The organism is Bradyrhizobium sp. USDA 3256 (assembly GCF_054058275.1).
Genome location: NZ_JBSSAE010000002.1, coordinates 271,932 through 286,863 on the forward strand (window position 1 = coordinate 271,932; position 14,932 = coordinate 286,863).

Annotated in this window: 17 protein-coding genes; 6 read left to right on the forward strand and 11 right to left on the reverse strand. The window is 61.1% G+C overall.

What is annotated here, in order from left to right; translation table 11 throughout:
• The first annotated feature begins 38 nt into the window (after positions 1 to 38).
• From ACVWY5_RS02960 to ACVWY5_RS02970, 3 genes are all read left to right on the forward strand, one after another.
• Complete coding sequence (locus tag ACVWY5_RS02960) at positions 39 to 230, forward strand: ribbon-helix-helix protein, CopG family (RefSeq protein ID WP_080666984.1); 192 nt, start codon at positions 39 to 41, stop codon at positions 228 to 230.
• 143 nt (positions 231 to 373) lie between these two features.
• Positions 374 to 847: a type II toxin-antitoxin system antitoxin SocA domain-containing protein gene (locus tag ACVWY5_RS02965; protein ID WP_028352048.1), complete on the forward strand. Its 474-nt coding sequence runs from the start codon at positions 374 to 376 to the stop codon at positions 845 to 847.
• A gap of 152 nt (positions 848 to 999) precedes the next feature.
• Positions 1,000 to 1,569, forward strand: coding sequence for a hypothetical protein (locus ACVWY5_RS02970; RefSeq protein ID WP_028332892.1), 570 nt, complete (start codon positions 1,000 to 1,002; stop codon positions 1,567 to 1,569).
• A gap of 53 nt (positions 1,570 to 1,622) precedes the next feature.
• Here ACVWY5_RS02970 and ACVWY5_RS02975 read toward each other — a convergent pair whose 3' ends face one another.
• The 11 genes from ACVWY5_RS02975 to ACVWY5_RS03025 form a co-directional block, all read right to left on the reverse strand.
• Positions 1,623 to 1,955 carry a hypothetical protein gene (locus ACVWY5_RS02975; RefSeq protein ID WP_028332893.1) on the reverse strand — a complete coding sequence of 111 codons (333 nt, stop codon included), beginning with the start codon at positions 1,953 to 1,955 and terminating at the stop codon, positions 1,623 to 1,625.
• A 3-nt stretch (positions 1,956 to 1,958) separates the two neighbouring features.
• On the reverse strand, positions 1,959 to 5,543 hold the full coding sequence (locus tag ACVWY5_RS02980; RefSeq protein ID WP_028332894.1) for a hypothetical protein: 3,585 nt from the start codon (positions 5,541 to 5,543) through the stop codon (positions 1,959 to 1,961).
• A complete protein-coding gene (locus ACVWY5_RS02985; protein WP_321176648.1) occupies positions 5,536 to 6,177 on the reverse strand; it encodes a hypothetical protein in 642 nt (213 codons plus the stop codon). The genes ACVWY5_RS02980 and ACVWY5_RS02985 overlap by 8 nt, the downstream gene beginning before the upstream one ends.
• Positions 6,178 to 6,338: 161 nt before the next feature.
• Entirely contained in the window at positions 6,339 to 6,527 is a 189-nt protein-coding gene (locus ACVWY5_RS02990; RefSeq protein ID WP_028332896.1) for a hypothetical protein, read from the reverse strand.
• Positions 6,524 to 6,709 carry a hypothetical protein gene (locus ACVWY5_RS02995; protein WP_028332897.1) on the reverse strand — a complete coding sequence of 62 codons (186 nt, stop codon included), beginning with the start codon at positions 6,707 to 6,709 and terminating at the stop codon, positions 6,524 to 6,526. The genes ACVWY5_RS02990 and ACVWY5_RS02995 overlap by 4 nt, the downstream gene beginning before the upstream one ends.
• A complete protein-coding gene (locus tag ACVWY5_RS03000) occupies positions 6,706 to 7,161 on the reverse strand; it encodes a hypothetical protein (protein ID WP_028332898.1) in 456 nt (151 codons plus the stop codon). Before ACVWY5_RS03000 ends, ACVWY5_RS02995 begins: the two co-directional genes overlap by 4 nt.
• 118 nt (positions 7,162 to 7,279) lie before the next feature.
• Positions 7,280 to 8,296 (reverse strand): hypothetical protein, encoded by a 1,017-nt coding sequence (locus ACVWY5_RS03005; RefSeq protein ID WP_028332899.1) that lies wholly within the window; start codon positions 8,294 to 8,296, stop codon positions 7,280 to 7,282.
• A 16-nt stretch (positions 8,297 to 8,312) separates the two neighbouring features.
• The gene (locus ACVWY5_RS03010; RefSeq protein WP_321177533.1) at positions 8,313 to 8,954 is read right to left on the reverse strand and encodes a hypothetical protein; all 642 of its coding nucleotides are present in this window, start codon (positions 8,952 to 8,954) and stop codon (positions 8,313 to 8,315) included.
• Positions 8,917 to 10,116 carry a virulence-associated E family protein gene (locus tag ACVWY5_RS03015; protein WP_051376048.1) on the reverse strand — a complete coding sequence of 400 codons (1,200 nt, stop codon included), beginning with the start codon at positions 10,114 to 10,116 and terminating at the stop codon, positions 8,917 to 8,919. The genes ACVWY5_RS03010 and ACVWY5_RS03015 overlap by 38 nt, the downstream gene beginning before the upstream one ends.
• Positions 10,113 to 10,331: a hypothetical protein gene (locus tag ACVWY5_RS03020; RefSeq protein WP_028332901.1), complete on the reverse strand. Its 219-nt coding sequence runs from the start codon at positions 10,329 to 10,331 to the stop codon at positions 10,113 to 10,115. Before ACVWY5_RS03020 ends, ACVWY5_RS03015 begins: the two co-directional genes overlap by 4 nt.
• A gap of 927 nt (positions 10,332 to 11,258) precedes the next feature.
• The gene (locus tag ACVWY5_RS03025; RefSeq protein WP_321176646.1) at positions 11,259 to 11,771 is read right to left on the reverse strand and encodes a GNAT family protein; all 513 of its coding nucleotides are present in this window, start codon (positions 11,769 to 11,771) and stop codon (positions 11,259 to 11,261) included.
• 215 nt (positions 11,772 to 11,986) lie between these two features.
• Between ACVWY5_RS03025 and ACVWY5_RS03030 the strand changes: the two genes are divergently transcribed.
• The 3 genes from ACVWY5_RS03030 to ACVWY5_RS03040 all read left to right on the forward strand — a co-directional run bounded on the left by ACVWY5_RS03030 (position 11,987) and on the right by ACVWY5_RS03040 (position 14,640).
• Positions 11,987 to 12,523, forward strand: a complete 537-nt coding sequence (locus ACVWY5_RS03030; RefSeq protein ID WP_321176645.1) for a LysR substrate-binding domain-containing protein — start codon at positions 11,987 to 11,989, stop codon at positions 12,521 to 12,523.
• A complete protein-coding gene (locus ACVWY5_RS03035) occupies positions 12,487 to 12,858 on the forward strand; it encodes a LysR substrate-binding domain-containing protein (RefSeq protein ID WP_321177530.1) in 372 nt (123 codons plus the stop codon). Before ACVWY5_RS03030 ends, ACVWY5_RS03035 begins: the two co-directional genes overlap by 37 nt.
• A 729-nt stretch (positions 12,859 to 13,587) precedes the next feature.
• Positions 13,588 to 14,640: a helix-turn-helix domain-containing protein gene (locus tag ACVWY5_RS03040; RefSeq protein WP_028332903.1), complete on the forward strand. Its 1,053-nt coding sequence runs from the start codon at positions 13,588 to 13,590 to the stop codon at positions 14,638 to 14,640.
• Positions 14,641 to 14,932 lie beyond the last annotated feature (292 nt).

A 14,932-nucleotide genomic window follows, 5' to 3' on the forward strand; every position in this document is an offset into this window, starting at 1 on the left:
ACTTCCCCTTGGCTTGCTTTTATGGTAGCACCGTAAATATGGGAAAGTCAATTACGGTAGCACCAAAAAAGAAGCGCGGCCGTCCGCCGTCCGGCGGGCGTGATCCGGGCGTACACATCCGTCTTCCCGAGGAGATGATCGAGGCGATCGACGCCTACTCGACTACCCAGTCAGTGAGCCGGTCCGAGGCGATCCGCCGATTAGTCGAGATCGGGCTGAAGAAGACGTAGCGCAGGTTCCGGTGGGTATGGAAAATCGTTAACGCCGACGCGGCAAAATGGATCGGAACCGGATTTGTACGTACAGGTTGGTGCAGTGACGCAAGCTAGCGATTCGTGGTAGATTCGCGTACTACACGCCGAGGGTGTCCCAAATGCAAACTGACGATGCATGTGACTACATCATCGTGAAGCTTAGCGAGGGCGGCATCTTTTTGAACGTCCTCAAGCTTCACAAATTGCTTTACTATTGCCAGGCATGGAGTCTGGCTTTCGGTCGTGGTCTGCTATTCCCCTCGAGATTTCAGGCTTGGGTCCATGGTCCCGTTAGCCGTGAGATCTACGATAGATTTGTGAGAAACAAGGCGCTGTATTCAGCGGTAGGTCTCGCGGACGTGCGCGCTGGTTTCAATCCTCATACACTGCCTGAGACGGAGCGCGCCCTAATCAATTCCATCTTGGAGGTGTATGCCCCGCTTTCAGGCGATCAGCTCGAAGAGATGACGCATCGTGAGGACCCGTGGATTGAAGCCAGACGAGGAGTCCCTCCTTCCGCGCGATCGGAAACCTACATCAACGAAACAACCATGCAAAACTATTACGCTGCAAGATTGGGAAATCGAAACTGATCAAACCCGTCGCGGGGCCAATTCCGGCCGCGGCGCCTCGACCTAACGCAGGTATAGTCCCACCAAAAGCGAAGTGGCGCTTCTCACTTCGCTTTTGGCGACAGGTCGAATATTTCGGCGTCGATCAATGTGACAAGTCTTGGTTCGTGTCATTGCTCGAGCGTCTGTCCGAGCTTTCTAAATGTGACATCGACGATTTGATTACTGGAGCGAACGCTTCCGCTATTAGGTTTCATCCAATCAACTGGCAGGCAAGAAACATCCCTATCGCGCGGGACGACCTTGACTGGTTGGGAAACTACGCCAGCGCTGACTTCGAGATGGTTCAATTCCACTTGTCTAGAGCGATGGGTCGAGTGGTCGGCTTCTTCGACGAAGATCGTGTATTCAACGTGGTGTTGCTAGATCCTCTTCATAACATCCAACCGTCGAAAACTTACAATTATCGTGTTCGCGCCAGCTACATCGCACAGTGTCAGCTCACTAAGTTGACTGTCACGATGGAGAACCTCATCCGGAAGCGCGCCGATCTCGAAGAAAAACAGCGCACCGAAATGTTGGCTGAGCTACGTGCGCAAAACATGCGGCACTACGATGCAGCGGTACACCTGACAATCTCGGACGAGCACCTCCATAAAGCCTACGAATACGCAAGCGTCGGCTTGATCACTGATCTCGGCGAATTGCTCCAATTGACGATCGACGAACTATCAAAGCAATAAAGTCCTCCGCCCTCGTCCTCGCCACTCCGGCGAGTCGCCAGCCAGTGGCTGATTCACGCGCTGCCCGCCGGCTCGGCCTGCTGCAGCGAAGTCCTCGCTTCCTGCGCTCGTGCGGCCTGCGTCTCATCGCACCATGCGAAGCACCTTCGCATCAGCTCGTCCGCTGACTGAACGAGTTCAGCCGCGACCAGCACGGCCTCGCCGATCTGCCGTATCTCTTCGAGGGTGGTGAGTTCGGTCTGTCGAGATCCGCTGCGCTCTCGTTCGTTGATGAAACATTCCGCGAGACCACGGGGATGGGCCAACGTGATCGATTTCAGAACGAATAAGCGCTCGCCGAGTAGCCGCCACATCTCCATGAACTGCTGGTTATCGAGATTATCCATTTGTTAGCCAACCCACGATGGTGCTACCCCGCTGCTCCTAACGGCCTGCATCACTGCTTCACGTCGAAGCTCGTCGACGACACTTCTCCGCGCGGATAGGCCACCGATCGAACGGCCGTCCGGCAAGTGGATGTTGACGGGGTGAGAGACTTCTTCACCACCAGTCCTGGCGATATTGTGCGTACTTACTTGCGGCAGTCCGATGTCACCCATGAACCCGACAGGGCCGCCTATTGCGAAGTGATGCAGGCTCTTGCCGCCGAAGTTGATGGCGTCCAAATTCTTGATGCCAACCCGCTTGGCTGCCTTGGCATTCAGAACATACTCTTCGTCGGACAACATCGCTGGGATCGAGTCCGAGGTCGACGTGCCTGCTCCGCGGATTTGACCGCCAGTTGCCGCGTAGGTGGTGTCGTCCTCCTCAACGGATTTGCTTTTCCTGATCGCACTTGTCGCCTCAGCAACTGCCTGCGCGAACTCGTCCAAGTTCTTGTCGGCTTTGTCGACAGACTGCCCGCTATCCGACGACGAGCCTGCATCACCTTCGCCGCGGATACCCATAGCTTCCGGATTGTCGACGCTGTTGTTCTGCTGTTTCGCGCTGTTGATAGAAGCGGAGATGCCCTCGATCAGGCTTCTAAAGGCGTCGCCGAGAGCGGCCACCTCCTGCGGTGCCGGCAGTGAACTTTGCTGACCCTGTCCTGGACCCGCCTCCGGCGGCCGCGGCTGGGGCAGTGGGACGTCACCGCCAAGCGGCAACGTATCCCGCAGGCCCTTGATGTAGCCGGGGTAGCTCAGAGGATTCGGCTGGCGGCCATTATAAATGGGCGTGTTCGGACCACTATCACCGCCGTAGTCGAACACATCTTCTAGCTTGTTGTATGGACGATCTGAGAAGAACGGCTTTTTGCGGAGGCGCGCATACGGTTGGCGCTTGTTCGGAACAAAGCTGCCATTCTCGTCGTAGCTTCCAAGCTGAGGCGGCTCCAGGTTGGCATCTCCGCCTGTGTACCGATACCGAAGCGGCCCGCCGGGATATTGACGCTCGCTAAGATCAGCAATCCCACCGTTCGGATGGGGAACGAAGCCGTGCTGCTTGCGCCTCGCCGCTTCAATGGTGTCCGAGCCTTTTCCGAGTTGGTCGGCTACGCCCTTCATCAGTTCGTTCTGAGAGACACCCTCATACTGGCTGATCTGCCTCTGGTTACGGAGTGTGCGATTAAGCTCCTCCTGCGTCGTCGGCGCGATCCCGCGAATTGACCCGTCGGTTCGATCGCTCAGCGCCTGAAGCTTCTGCCACGCGTCAGGGTCAACAGTCTGCAGCTTTGTGCCGTGCTGTTTGAACTTGGCAAGGGCATCGTCGATCTCATCAGGCGAGATTTTCGGAGCGTCATATTTGACAGAAGGTAGAGAGGCTGCCCGCTTCGCAAACGCCTTGCTGATCTCTTCCTGGGTGGCATTCTGAGGGATATTGACGACGCCATCTGGTCCAACGAGATCGCGGACGCTGCCAGCACCGGGGGAAGCTGAACCCGATGAGGAACCGGCGCCGCTGGATTCCCCAGATCGCTGCTCTCCGGAACGCCCTTCGCCGGGTTGGCCTGAACCTTCGCCTGAGCTGCGGCCTTCCGATTTTCCCGATCGGTTTTGGTCCTGCTTCTGAAGCGTCGACAGAATTTGGCTGAGGATATCCTTCTGCTTCTCGGTAAGCTCATGAATTGTCTTTTCTTCCGTCAGCTGTGCATCCAAATAGCGAAGCTGAGTGACTTCGCTCGAAAGCTTTTTACCTTCACTATCCTTGGTGAACTTGAGATTCGACTCGCGTTCCAGGTAGTTTGCAGAGGTGACGTCAGCCTGAGCCTTCTGCTGCGCGAGTTCGGCTTTCTTAGGTTCAAGATAGGCGAACCTACGATTGACATCCGCGACTTTCCGCGCGGTGTCGGCGTCATTCAGCTCGTCTATGGCATCTCGAATAGGATTGGTGCGGTCGAGGGCCCTTGTGTCGTATCCTTGCAATCGGCGAAGGTTTGACAGCGCCTTGGTGTATCTGCTCTCGGCGCTGCGTGACGCACTCTCCGCCTGCTCTGGAGCAAGGTTAGCAAGCTCCTTGTTTTTTGCGGCATCCTGCACGCCGATCTGAGCGCTCTGCTTCACCAGATCCGCGTTTTGAACGGCGAGCCTATCCCGGCCGAGCTGAAGGTCCAACTCTTCTGGCTTATACCTGGCGTCGATCTCCGCTTGCTCGGCAGACAGTTTTGCGCTCGCAGCGGAGAGCGCCTTCTCTTGATTGAGGGCCTTGTCTCGATCAAAGACCTGCTGCGCGCCGTCCGCGCTCTGGGCCGTCTTGTCCAGCGCGCCGGAGAGGTTCTCCGCCGACTTGGCCGCCTTATCCATATTTTCGGCAGCGACGGTCTGGTCACCTTCGCCGCCAAGGATCTTGTTGACCGGTTGAGCAACAATTCCCGGCGTGCCAAGTTCGTCAGCCGACAGAGGCGCATCGCCCGGGCTCCGGTATCGACTCGTTGCCCTGACGGCCTGAGGATTCGGTCGGAGATCATCCTTAATACCGCTGTCCTGCCGAGCTTTCTTGATCCCCTCGATACCTTCGGCGGTGGCCCCCAGAAATTTCGCCGCGCCTTCGATCGCCGTCGACACGATCTGCGTGCCGTTCAACGAATCGCCGAGCTTCGATGCCTCGGCCTTGAGGTGCGAAAGGGCCTGACCGATGCCGGTGCCGAAGGTGGTTTGCGTGGTCCGCTGATCTTCTTCCAGCTGAGGAAGGATGTTGCTGAGCGACTTCAGTGTTTCGGGCGCGGAATAGACATTCGCGTTGGGAAGCCTCTTCTGTAGATCCTCCAATAACCGCGTAACGAGCGTCGGCATAACTTTGCCGAGACCGTCTGCCAATTCCGACGTTAAACGGCCCGTATCTCGCAATCCCTCCAAAAAAGCCTTCCGGGCTGGATCGGCTTGCTCATCTTCGACCCGGTCGGCTTCAGCGCCGGTAAAAAGTGACTTCAACGCGTTCGTCTGCTCAGCGCCGGACAACTTGCTGCCAAAGCGCTGGTTTGTACGCGTGATCTGTTCGAAGGGGTCCGTCAGGCTAGACGTCGGGACCTTGAGATCCTTCGCGGTCTCCTGCAGATCCTTGTAGGCCGCAATGCCTTTTTGCGCTGAGCCGGTGAACACGCCGAGCCGCTGCGCTTGACTTCTCGCAGTGTCTCCGGCTTTTTCCATCGCAGCAACGAACGCGCCAGCAACGGCCGCGGCAAATGCGATGACATTGGTGCGGCTGAGTTTGGCAAAATCGCCGACCCCGTCCAGCTCGAGACCTGCTTTTGCGGCAGCCGGTTTGACCGCTTCGACCAACTTTTTAGCGCGTTCGATGCGCTCTCGGGATTCCGCGGTTTTTCCGTTCAGCTCAGCAAAAAAATTTCCGAAACCGCCATCCGCACCAGGACGGGAGTCCTGGATCGTCTTTTCGGTAGCGGCGAGGGCTTTCTGGCCTGCCTCGCCTACCTTTTGAAGGCGAGCGATGACGTCCGCGTCACCAGTGATCGCAATTCGTTGAACGATTTTGTCAGCCATTGCGCTTGTCCCTCGGTGATGTGATGCCGGCCGCGCGGCGCCGGCGCTTCAGGTCTTCCTGGATTAGGCTGACCGCCACATTGATCATCCTGCTGGCGACCGCGACTGGATCGTTGATGTCCAATGGAACGGCCTCTTCGTCACCCTCAACGTCGGGCGCCATTGCGCGGCCAAACCTGCGCACCAGCCCAAAATTCAACGCTTGAGCATTCATGTTGTCCGAGCTCTCTTCGGGACCAATCGGATCGGTGTCGTCCATCGTCGACAGGCCTATGTCGGCCGGTGGGTCACCTCCGCCCCGCCATCCCAGCTTCCAGGCCTCCCGCTCGAGCAGATTGGTGCCGTGAAATGCGGTCGCCAACCCAATCGTCTCGAGGTCTTTTCGGTAGGGACTGTTCGTCAGAAGAAACACCCCGAGAGCGTCCGTGGTCTCTTCGCTGAACTCCGGGAAGTCCCAACCGTGGTACTGCGCAACGTCGTCGGGAATTTGCGCGGTAACCTGCGCAACGTCTGCCTTTACGCGCTTCTTCGCCTTCGGTCGGTAGTTGCGCAGCCACATCCCGCCAAGCTGCGACGGGTCGAGCGTCCCATCGGGTAGCTCGACTAACCGCCTCTTGCGCAACGCATATCGCACGGCGCCCTCGCTGCACCCTTCAGCCTCTGCGAACGCTCGTCTGCTCAATCCCATGCGTAAACCTTGGAGTGCGTAAATAAATTTGGAGGTCTGGCGCTAGAGAGGTCGAGCCCTCTGCTGTCCCGTACTCGTTTTTTCGGCGTGACAGGACCCGGGAACTTTCACTTCCGACAGCGCCCCATGACTTTGAGCTGAACGCGCACGCCGCTGCCGATCGACACAAGGCCGCCGGTCGATGCCAGCTCGCGGTCGACCGTGTCCGGACCGGGCCCTCCTGCCAAGTCGGCGCTGCTGACATCCACTTCCAGGACAACCTTGCCGTCCTTGATCGATGCGTTGATGTTGCTCATTTCGGGCTCCTTTCCGCTCGAGCCAGCCTGCGCTGCTGGTAGATCGTTGCAGTCCATTCGGGGGTGAACGGGGCTTCCTTCGCCTCAGGGCTGCTCGGAGCCTCTTGGGTGCTTGGCGTCGGGATGGCGTGCCGCTGCTGCTGGCGATGGGCATAGATCGCCTTGGTGTCGAAGGTGGTCATTTCGCCTTTCCTTTTCGTGCTGCGTAGACGTCCGCAACGAGATTGTTCCAGCTCATGCGATTGTTCATGCCGGCGGCTTCCGCTTGGGTCACCGTGCCGATGGTGCCGACTACCGAGAGGTTGCGTTCAGCCAAGGGCGGGGTATGCCGGGAGGTCGACTGGCTGGCGATGCTGAGGCAGGCGACAGCGTCGGCGGCCGACATATCGGTGTTGTCGGCGAGGTGTTCGGCGGCGGCTTTGGTCCGACCGGCGGCGAACATGGAGCCCGTGATCTGACTGCGGCGCTCAATGGCTGCCTCGTTTGCTGCGGCTTGTTCCAGTCGCGCGCGGTCGTGCCAGTCCAGGTGTAGCGTGGCTGCCACCCATTCGACCGATCCCGGACGGGCTCGCTGATTGCGCGGCGGCGGTGATGCCTGGCGGCTCTTGCGTTGCACATAGTAGGCGTCGAACATCTCAAACTCCCGCGTTCTCAAAAAGTCCGGGGACGCGCGCCCGAAAGGAGCCTCGCGCGTCCCCGGCAGAATGCCGGCACACACCGCCGAAAGCTCGGTGCCCGACGGCCGGCATAGCTCAATCTCGCTTCGGCGATGGCATGTCGCTGGCAAGGTTCAGCACCGCGCGCGGGTCGATATCCGACCGCGGCAGCAGGCCCGCCAACTCGCTGAAGTGTGCCTCGTCGCGCTCGCTCGCCAGCATGTCGCCATCGATCTCCGCCAGCTTGGCAATCCGCTGTTCGAGCGATAGCGCCGCTTTGTCGTCGCCGGCCGCGTCGATCTCTTTGTCGATCGCGTCCTGAAACTGCTTCGGGAAAAGCCACGCCAAAAGGCCGATGTGATCATTGATCAGCACCGAGGCGGCGCTGCCGCCGTACTCCGAAACCCTCATGCGGTTATGCGGAAATTCGATTGGGTCGCAGCGCTCGACCAGATAAGTGACGTCAGGCTTCGCGGCCTCAACGCGCTTCGCAATTTGCTCCCGGGCAAGCTTCTTCGCGACCGCGACGGGAAACGGGGCCGCCAAGACTTCCTTGCGATCAGCGAGCAGTGTCCGCGTCCGACGCGCAGCGCGCTCGAGCGCATCGATTGCCCTCTCGCCCGCCTTGAGGGGCGACGGATCTCCATCGTGCAGGCGAATGCCGCCTTGCTCGGCGTCGAGCAGGTATCGCTCGATCGAAGTCACAAGCCGCGCGGCGCTCTGCCATGAAGTGCTCAGCTCGGCGCTGCGCTCGGTCAAACGGGACAGTGCAGCGGTCGAGTTCTTGATCTCAGTGTTGGCCTCGATAAACGACGGGTGGCTATCGTCCTCTCTGTGTTCGGGCGGCATGTTGGCGCGAAGGTTTTGCAGCCGGCCTTCCCACGTCTGCAGGTGCAGGCGCATTTCCGAGACGCTGTCGGAAACCCGGCGATGGACCGCATGCCGGTCGGCCTTGAGGTCGCGGAAGCCGAGCAGCTTTTCGCGCACCTGGTGCGGGACGCGGTCGGCGATGTCGGCGGCGAAGCGAAGCGGCTCGGCGTCGGCCTCCGCACGCTCAATCCTGGCCTTCGCCTCTACCGATTCCGACAACGTGGCACCGCGAACGATGGTCATTTTTTGCTCTCCCAAATCAGTTGCTGAATTCGTCGCGCACCGCGTGGGGCACTTCAAACTGCCCAACTATTCTTCTTATCCTGTCGGCACTTAGCGGGCGGTCGACGGTTTTCAGGATCAGCCAAAACGCGCCCTGCGCACCACCTGCGATCCTGCTTGGGCACTCCGTGGCGCGTCGATCGCGCAGCCAAGGCGTCGCGTGATATCGCCCAAGTGCAGCCGCCATCTCTTCGGATGCGTCGCGCAACGACCGGCGGCCGCCGTAGAACTGCTGCAGGCAATCGACAACCTGCTGATCGCGACCTGAGAACTTCGAGGGAGCTATCGATCGACGCAGCGCCTCCGCGGCCGCAGTCCTGTCCGCCGCGGACAGCTCGGCGCCGGAGGCGAGCGCCTCGGCGAGGCGGTGCAGGTCTGTCACCACTGTCACCGGTGACACCAGTGGTTCTGAAACTTCCTCCTGCGCGCGTGCGCGCACACACGCACGTTGTATTTCTAAGTTACTGGTGACAGTGGTGACACCGGTGACAATGCAGTAATTGCAGGCGGTTTTTGTGTCACCGGTTGATTGTGTGTCACCGGTTAAAGCCGGTGACATTCGGCTCTCGGCGCCCATGTTCCTAGTCGCCGCGCCGATAACACCACGATCTTTTGTCACCGGTCCGTACCTGAACGCGAAGCCAGCCGCGGGCCCGAAGGCACCGGGCAACCCGGTTCTGCTCCTGCTGGCCCATGCGTGACCGGTCGATGCCGATCGCCTCGGCGAGGATCTCGGGCACGGTGACGTCCTGCTTGTCGGCGAGGTAGCCCGCGACGATGTCCTCCCACGGGTCGTCGGTGAGCCGCGCCATCTGCTCGGCCTTCGCCTGGCTGATGGCCTCCGGGTTCAGGAGCCACCACTTCGCGCCGGCGCGGTACAGCCGAACGGCTTCCGCCCAGAGCTGGTCTCGATCACGGGTGAGGGCATCCAGCTTGATCTTGGTGGCCCGCACCGGCCAGAAACGCCGGTTGCCGGTCTCGTCCTTCAGATAGCAGTCGTTGTTGGTGGTGCCGGCGAATACACAGGAACGCGGTGCCTCGATCACGCGGCTGCCGTAGGGCGGCCGGAAACGGTCGACGGTGCGAGACGTCCAGGCCTTGATCCTGGTCGTCTCTGCTCTCGAACAGGCGTCGAGTTCGGATAGCTCGATGCACCATACGCCGGCCATCTGCAGCGCTGCATCCTTTGAGCCGAGGTCGGCGATTTCGTCGCTGAACCACGGATCGAACAAGGCGCGCAGGGCGGAAGATTTATAGATGCCTTGAGGCCCTTCGATGATCGGGATGTGGTCGTGCTTCACCCCGGGCTGCGCGATGCGCGCGACGGCGCCTATCATGAAGGTGCGGCCCACCGCGGTGGTGTAGCTGTCGTCGTTGGCGCCGAAGTAGTCCGGGAATAGCCGATCGAGCCGGGCCTGCCCGTCCCATTCGAGGCCATCCAGGTAGTCTAGTGGTGGGTGGTAGTGCCGTTCCTTCGCGACAAGTTGCACGGCTTGCCCGGTGGTGATGACCTTCACCGGAATCGCTGCGCGCTGCAGGAACTCGGTCAGGTTGAGGTCGTCGTTATCTTCCCACGGGCGTTCGCAGAACGCCGACGGGTGAGGCTCCCACGGCGGGGCCTTCACCAGCATGGTGCGCATGGCGAACGCGTCGTAGGCCACCATCATCTGCAGCGCGGGCATTTCCCGGATCGCTGTGGCAGCGGTCGAGAGGTCGCCGCGCGGCGCTTTCGGCGTTGCCGGCTGCTGCTGGGCCTGCGGCAAGGTGACAATCTTGTTCATAGATGCACCTCCGCGCCGAGGAAGTCCGACAACGCGAGGGCACCAGCCTGCGCGTGCTCGATCTCGGTGAAGCGGTGCCGCGATTGCCAGTATGTCGCGCGGCTCGAATAGGTGACGGTGAACTTCACGCTGCCGTCGGCCGGATCGCGGATGCTCGCGACGGCGACGGAGCCGCCGACCGCGCGGCTGATCGTCTGCTGGAGGTGGTTGCTCATCGCTGCCCTCCGGCGTCGTAGGCCAAGGCGGCGAGGGTCTGGGCGGTGAAGCGAGGGAGGCCGAAGCGGTGCTGAAGGTGTTGCGCTTGGGCGGCTGCTATGTCACGTTCTGCGGGCGAGACGTCCAAGATGCTTTTGCCGGTGCAGTGGTTGCCTCCGCTGCGCCGGCTTCGCTTTTCCGGGGGGGCTCGGCCCAAGAAATGCCCAAGATTGCCGTGATCCGAACGTGAACGTTTGCGGACATTCGCTGCAGGATTGGCTGGAATTTCACTGTAGTTTCCGTTAGCGCGCTGCGTTGACATGGTAGGGGTCACAGGTTCGATCCCTGTCGCACCCACCACGCTTCGCCCTGACGGGCTTCGCGTGGCGCAGCCACGCGGAGACCTTCAGGTCGAAGCGTGTCCGGCGTAGCTTGAACGCAGTGAAAGCGAAGACGGACGACGGCGCCGAAATCCAACGGGCGGAGGCGGGCCAGCGGCCGCGAGCTGCGGCTCGGCAAGCCGTTTCTTGATACCTCCATAAATCTCTCGACCCGAGAAGCGAGGCGACGAAGCAATCCATCGCTCGGCATATGCGACGGGATGGATAGCTTCGCTTCACTCGCGATGACCGGGTTGGTTTCCGATTCAACCTGTCAAACAGCTTGTCGGTGTCATCACCCGTCGCATGCGGGTGACCCAGTATTCCAGAGACGTCCATGCTTGAGCCGAGAGGCCGCGTCTTCTCCCGGTGTCGTCCCGGCGAAGGCCGGGACCCATACGCCGCGGCTCGTGTTGTGAACGGGACACGTCGTTCCAACGTCGCGGATAAGCAGCATTTGTGGTTATGGGTCCCGGCCTCCGCCGGGACGACGGTGAGTGTGTTGCACGATCTGTGAGTCACACATCCGCATTCTCGTGACATCGTTTTGTCCGAGCTTGGCCGCCGCTATGGAGGGCGGTCGGAAGGAAGCCGGTAGCGCCACGTTTCGCCGGCGAGAACCCCGCGCTGCCGACGCGCAACGGAGGGCCATTCGGAGCGAACCACGCTGAGGACCGCAGCATCGCCGGACGGCTCTTCATCGGCTGCGAAATATGCGCGAAGCCTGCCTTCGCAGCGGAAGCCGAGGTTGGCGTAGAGATCAAGCATATGCCTCAGGCGCCAGTCCAGATGCACCTCGGCCCGCTCGACCACGAGCACCTCGAACGCATACCGCGTCATCAGATGTGCAACGTGACTGACGAGCACGGCCTCATCCAGTCGTCCGATGCTCCAGATTGGAGCGAACGTCGCCCGCTTTTCGTGCCGGTCGATCGCGCCGAACCCGGACACGCCGAGCAGGTCTCCCGATCCAGCGGCCTCGATTGCGAACACGGCCGCGGTGTCGACCTGGTCCCGTCCCGCCGCCAGGCGCGCGGTGTTCGGCCGGTCAGATGTGCCGCGATCGAGCCGCCGCAGCATCGCTGCCTCGCGAAGCTGCTGTGCGCGCGAAGACTCCGGGCCGGTGATCCTGGTCAACAGGATGCGGTCGGTGGCGAAGCTTGCATGATTGCTCGACGGGTACATGCCGTATTGACGCACCCGATGCGCATGCCGTCAAATGACTGGAACGCCAGTTCATATGCAAATTGGTCATGCCCCTGAATCCAAGACATGTTGACCTGTTTCGAGAGGTCGTGCGCCACAACGGAATCACCAAGGCCGCCTTGAGCCTTCGGGTGGGGCAGCCTTTCATCAGCCGCGCGATCGCACGTCTCGAGCGCGAGATCGGCTTTGCGTTGTTCGAACGCGGGCGAGGCGGCGTCACGCTGACGCCGGAAGGCGAGATATTCCTGCGCGAGGTCGAAAGAAACCAGGCCGGCCTCGAGTATCTGGCGCGCGCCGCGCGCGGCATTCGCGAGCGCGGCAGCGGGACGCTCAGGATCGCGTGTCTTCCGGCGTTCACCTATTCGTTGATGCCGCAGATCGTCAGCAGCTTCCTGAGGAAGAATCCCGGCATCGTCGTATCCGTGGCCGTCCACAGCCCCGAGCGCGTCTGGAGCCTGGTGGCCTCGGGACAATGCGACGTCGGACTGGCGCGGCCGCAGGCGGGGTTTGCCGCGGTCGACGACGAACTCCTCATGACAACGGAGGCGGTCTGCGTCTTGCCCCGCCAGCACCGCTTGCGCTCGAAGCGATCGATCGCAGCGCAAGATCTGCGGGAGAGCCCATGATCGCAGCTTCCCCGAGCGCACCGCATCGATCCCGCTTTGAGCGCATCCTCGATGAGGCCAAGGTCGAGATCAAGACGGTCGCGGAGATCCAGTACAGCATGCAGCGTTGTGCCCTGGTTGCGCAGGGACTGGGTTTCTCGATCGTCGACCCGATCGTGGCCCGGGATTTTGCAAGCTCCAGAATCGTACTCAAGCCGTTCGTGCCACGACTGGAGATCGCCACCATGTTGCTGCTTCCCTCGCAGCGGCCGCGAAGCGGTCTCGCACTTCAATTCTGCGATCTGCTGCGCGCCGAAACCGCGCAGTACAGGAAGTCCGCGCGCGTGCAGGCTTGAGCAACAACCGCAGGGTTTTCTCTCGCGTTGCGCTCGACATGATTTCGCGGGACGGCGCGAGCCGCCTGCGACGTACTGCTCGCCGAAAAAAATCGACAGGCACTTGTGACTTTCGTCATCTCGACGCTCACGTGTGAATGCCGCAGCGTGCGCGCGCATGTATGCCGCGCGCGTGTTCGATGCGTATGGGATTGCATTCACGTCGCACGCGGTGGATTGCCGCATGATTGGGCACGAGCGTTCGCAATGCGATCATGCGTGGGATTCTCGATATGACATCTACCGTGCTTAGGTCGCGCCTTCGCAGCGACATGCGTTTCCTCCAGACGCGGAGATCGAGAAAATTTTCCGAAGACTCTGCGATGATGCGTTGCCCGATCGCATCGCATGAACGCAATTTTGGATTTCTGCACGACGCGCGTTGCCGCCCCTCTGGTTCTCGCGCAGATTGTTCTCTAGATCAATCGAGCCGACCGTGACGGAGCATCCGAGCCGGACACGGCCATGACGCGACGATGATGAACGCCATGTGCGAGCACGACTGCCAGAGGCACCTGCGTCAACCCTATCGGGAGCGGCCGGCGTAAGCCGTCGATGTCCGATTCCCGAAATGCCTCTTCCTTGTCTCCCCGAAATTCGCCGGTCTGTGAGCGGCCGGCGACGCAACCTTGGGAATGCGCCTCCGTTGAGCCGACGTTCGTCGTTCGCGCCAACGGGGCACGAAAGTACATGCAAGAAGACGACAAGACGCCGGCACACGCAGCGCAGCGCCTGGAACACGTTCCCTTGCCGCGCGAGCCGCGGAACATCAGGGATGTAACCCCCGCGCCGCCGCGGCTGTTCTCGACACGACACTATCCGCCCTCGGAGCAGTTCGAGGTCTGGAAAACGCGGATGGCTTCGCTGGTCGACGTTGCGCCACCGGAAGGTCATAGCCCTGCGCACGGGTTCCTGGTGGAGTACCTGACCTGCAACATGGCCGATGTCGTCTTCACCTCGGGGCGATTCGCCGCGCAATCATTCGCCCGCGTCATCAAGCCGTCGCATGGCGCGCCGGTCGACATCTGGTGGCTGTACCGGGTGCGCTCCGGCGAAGCCCGCTTCGAGAGCGCAGAGCGGCGGATTCACGCCGGGCCGGGCGCCATGTTCCTGATCTCGCTCGACGAGGATTTCCGCGGCAGCATCACGGACTATGACGGCCTGGTGCTGGGCTTGCCGCGCAGATCGTTCGCCGATGTGGCCGATCAGCTCGACGCTGTCTGCAATATTCTGCTCGAAGGCAATCTGATCGAATTGTTGGCCGATTATCTCGACCGGCTCGAAACGCGCATCACCCTGATGTCCGCAGAGGAGTTGAGGCAGGCGGGGCGGGCGACCGCGCAGATGATCGCCGCATGCATCCAGCTCTCTTCGGACCGGCTGGAGCAGGCGCGCGGCGCGGTCGAGTCGGTGCTGTTCGAGCGTGCGCGTCTTTATATAGAGTCGCATCTCGGCGATTTCGATCTGACGCCGGACCGCATCGCGCTGCAATTGCGGATCTCGCGTTCTGCCCTCTACCGTGCATTCGAGAGCGTCGGCGGCGTTGCCGGCTACATCCTGCGCAAGCGGCTGCGCGCGGCACATGCAGAACTTGTCTCGTCCGCCGACAGGCAGGTGCAGCAGATCGCCTATCGCCACGGCTTCAAGCTGGCGTCCGATTTTGCCCGCGCCTTCCGCCGCGAATTCGGCGTCAGCCCGCGCGAGATGCGCGAACGCATGCGCCGTCGGTCAACTAACGGTTGAAACTTCGATAAAACACCTCACGGTGTATCGGCCGATCATTCAACTTGTGAGACGATCTGCGTGATATTTGGACGGCCTGCTGAGTGACGCTGGCAAAATTGTGTCTATCATTTTGCGACATGACGACTCGGGGCACATTGATGGGGCAGTCGAGCGAGCGCTGGGTGGCTAGATGCGCTCGTTGAATTCGACACATCGTTGGCCAGGACGGGACGATGATCGTGCGTACGATCATCGTTATTTTTTCACGCGCGCGGCCGGCGGGCCCGCGCGTCGGCCCGGTCCATGGCGC

What these genes read in the sequence shown, in the direction of transcription:
- ACVWY5_RS03005 (WP_028332899.1), bottom strand. Translation starts at nt 8,296, where the DNA reads ATGACCATCGTTCGCGGTGCCACGTTGTCGGAATCGGTAGAGGCGAAG.
- ACVWY5_RS02960 (WP_080666984.1), top strand. Translation starts at nt 39, where the DNA reads ATGGGAAAGTCAATTACGGTAGCACCAAAAAAGAAGCGCGGCCGTCCG.
- ACVWY5_RS02980 (WP_028332894.1), bottom strand. Translation starts at nt 5,543, where the DNA reads ATGGCTGACAAAATCGTTCAACGAATTGCGATCACTGGTGACGCGGAC.
- ACVWY5_RS02990 (WP_028332896.1), bottom strand. Translation starts at nt 6,527, where the DNA reads ATGAGCAACATCAACGCATCGATCAAGGACGGCAAGGTTGTCCTGGAA.
- ACVWY5_RS03020 (WP_028332901.1), bottom strand. Translation starts at nt 10,331, where the DNA reads ATGAGCAACCACCTCCAGCAGACGATCAGCCGCGCGGTCGGCGGCTCC.
- ACVWY5_RS02995 (WP_028332897.1), bottom strand. Translation starts at nt 6,709, where the DNA reads ATGACCACCTTCGACACCAAGGCGATCTATGCCCATCGCCAGCAGCAG.
- ACVWY5_RS03040 (WP_028332903.1), top strand. Translation starts at nt 13,588, where the DNA reads ATGCAAGAAGACGACAAGACGCCGGCACACGCAGCGCAGCGCCTGGAA.
- ACVWY5_RS03000 (WP_028332898.1), bottom strand. Translation starts at nt 7,161, where the DNA reads ATGTTCGACGCCTACTATGTGCAACGCAAGAGCCGCCAGGCATCACCG.
- ACVWY5_RS03025 (WP_321176646.1), bottom strand. Translation starts at nt 11,771, where the DNA reads ATGCTGCGGCGGCTCGATCGCGGCACATCTGACCGGCCGAACACCGCG.
- ACVWY5_RS02965 (WP_028352048.1), top strand. Translation starts at nt 374, where the DNA reads ATGCAAACTGACGATGCATGTGACTACATCATCGTGAAGCTTAGCGAG.
- ACVWY5_RS02975 (WP_028332893.1), bottom strand. Translation starts at nt 1,955, where the DNA reads ATGGATAATCTCGATAACCAGCAGTTCATGGAGATGTGGCGGCTACTC.
- ACVWY5_RS03015 (WP_051376048.1), bottom strand. Translation starts at nt 10,116, where the DNA reads ATGAACAAGATTGTCACCTTGCCGCAGGCCCAGCAGCAGCCGGCAACG.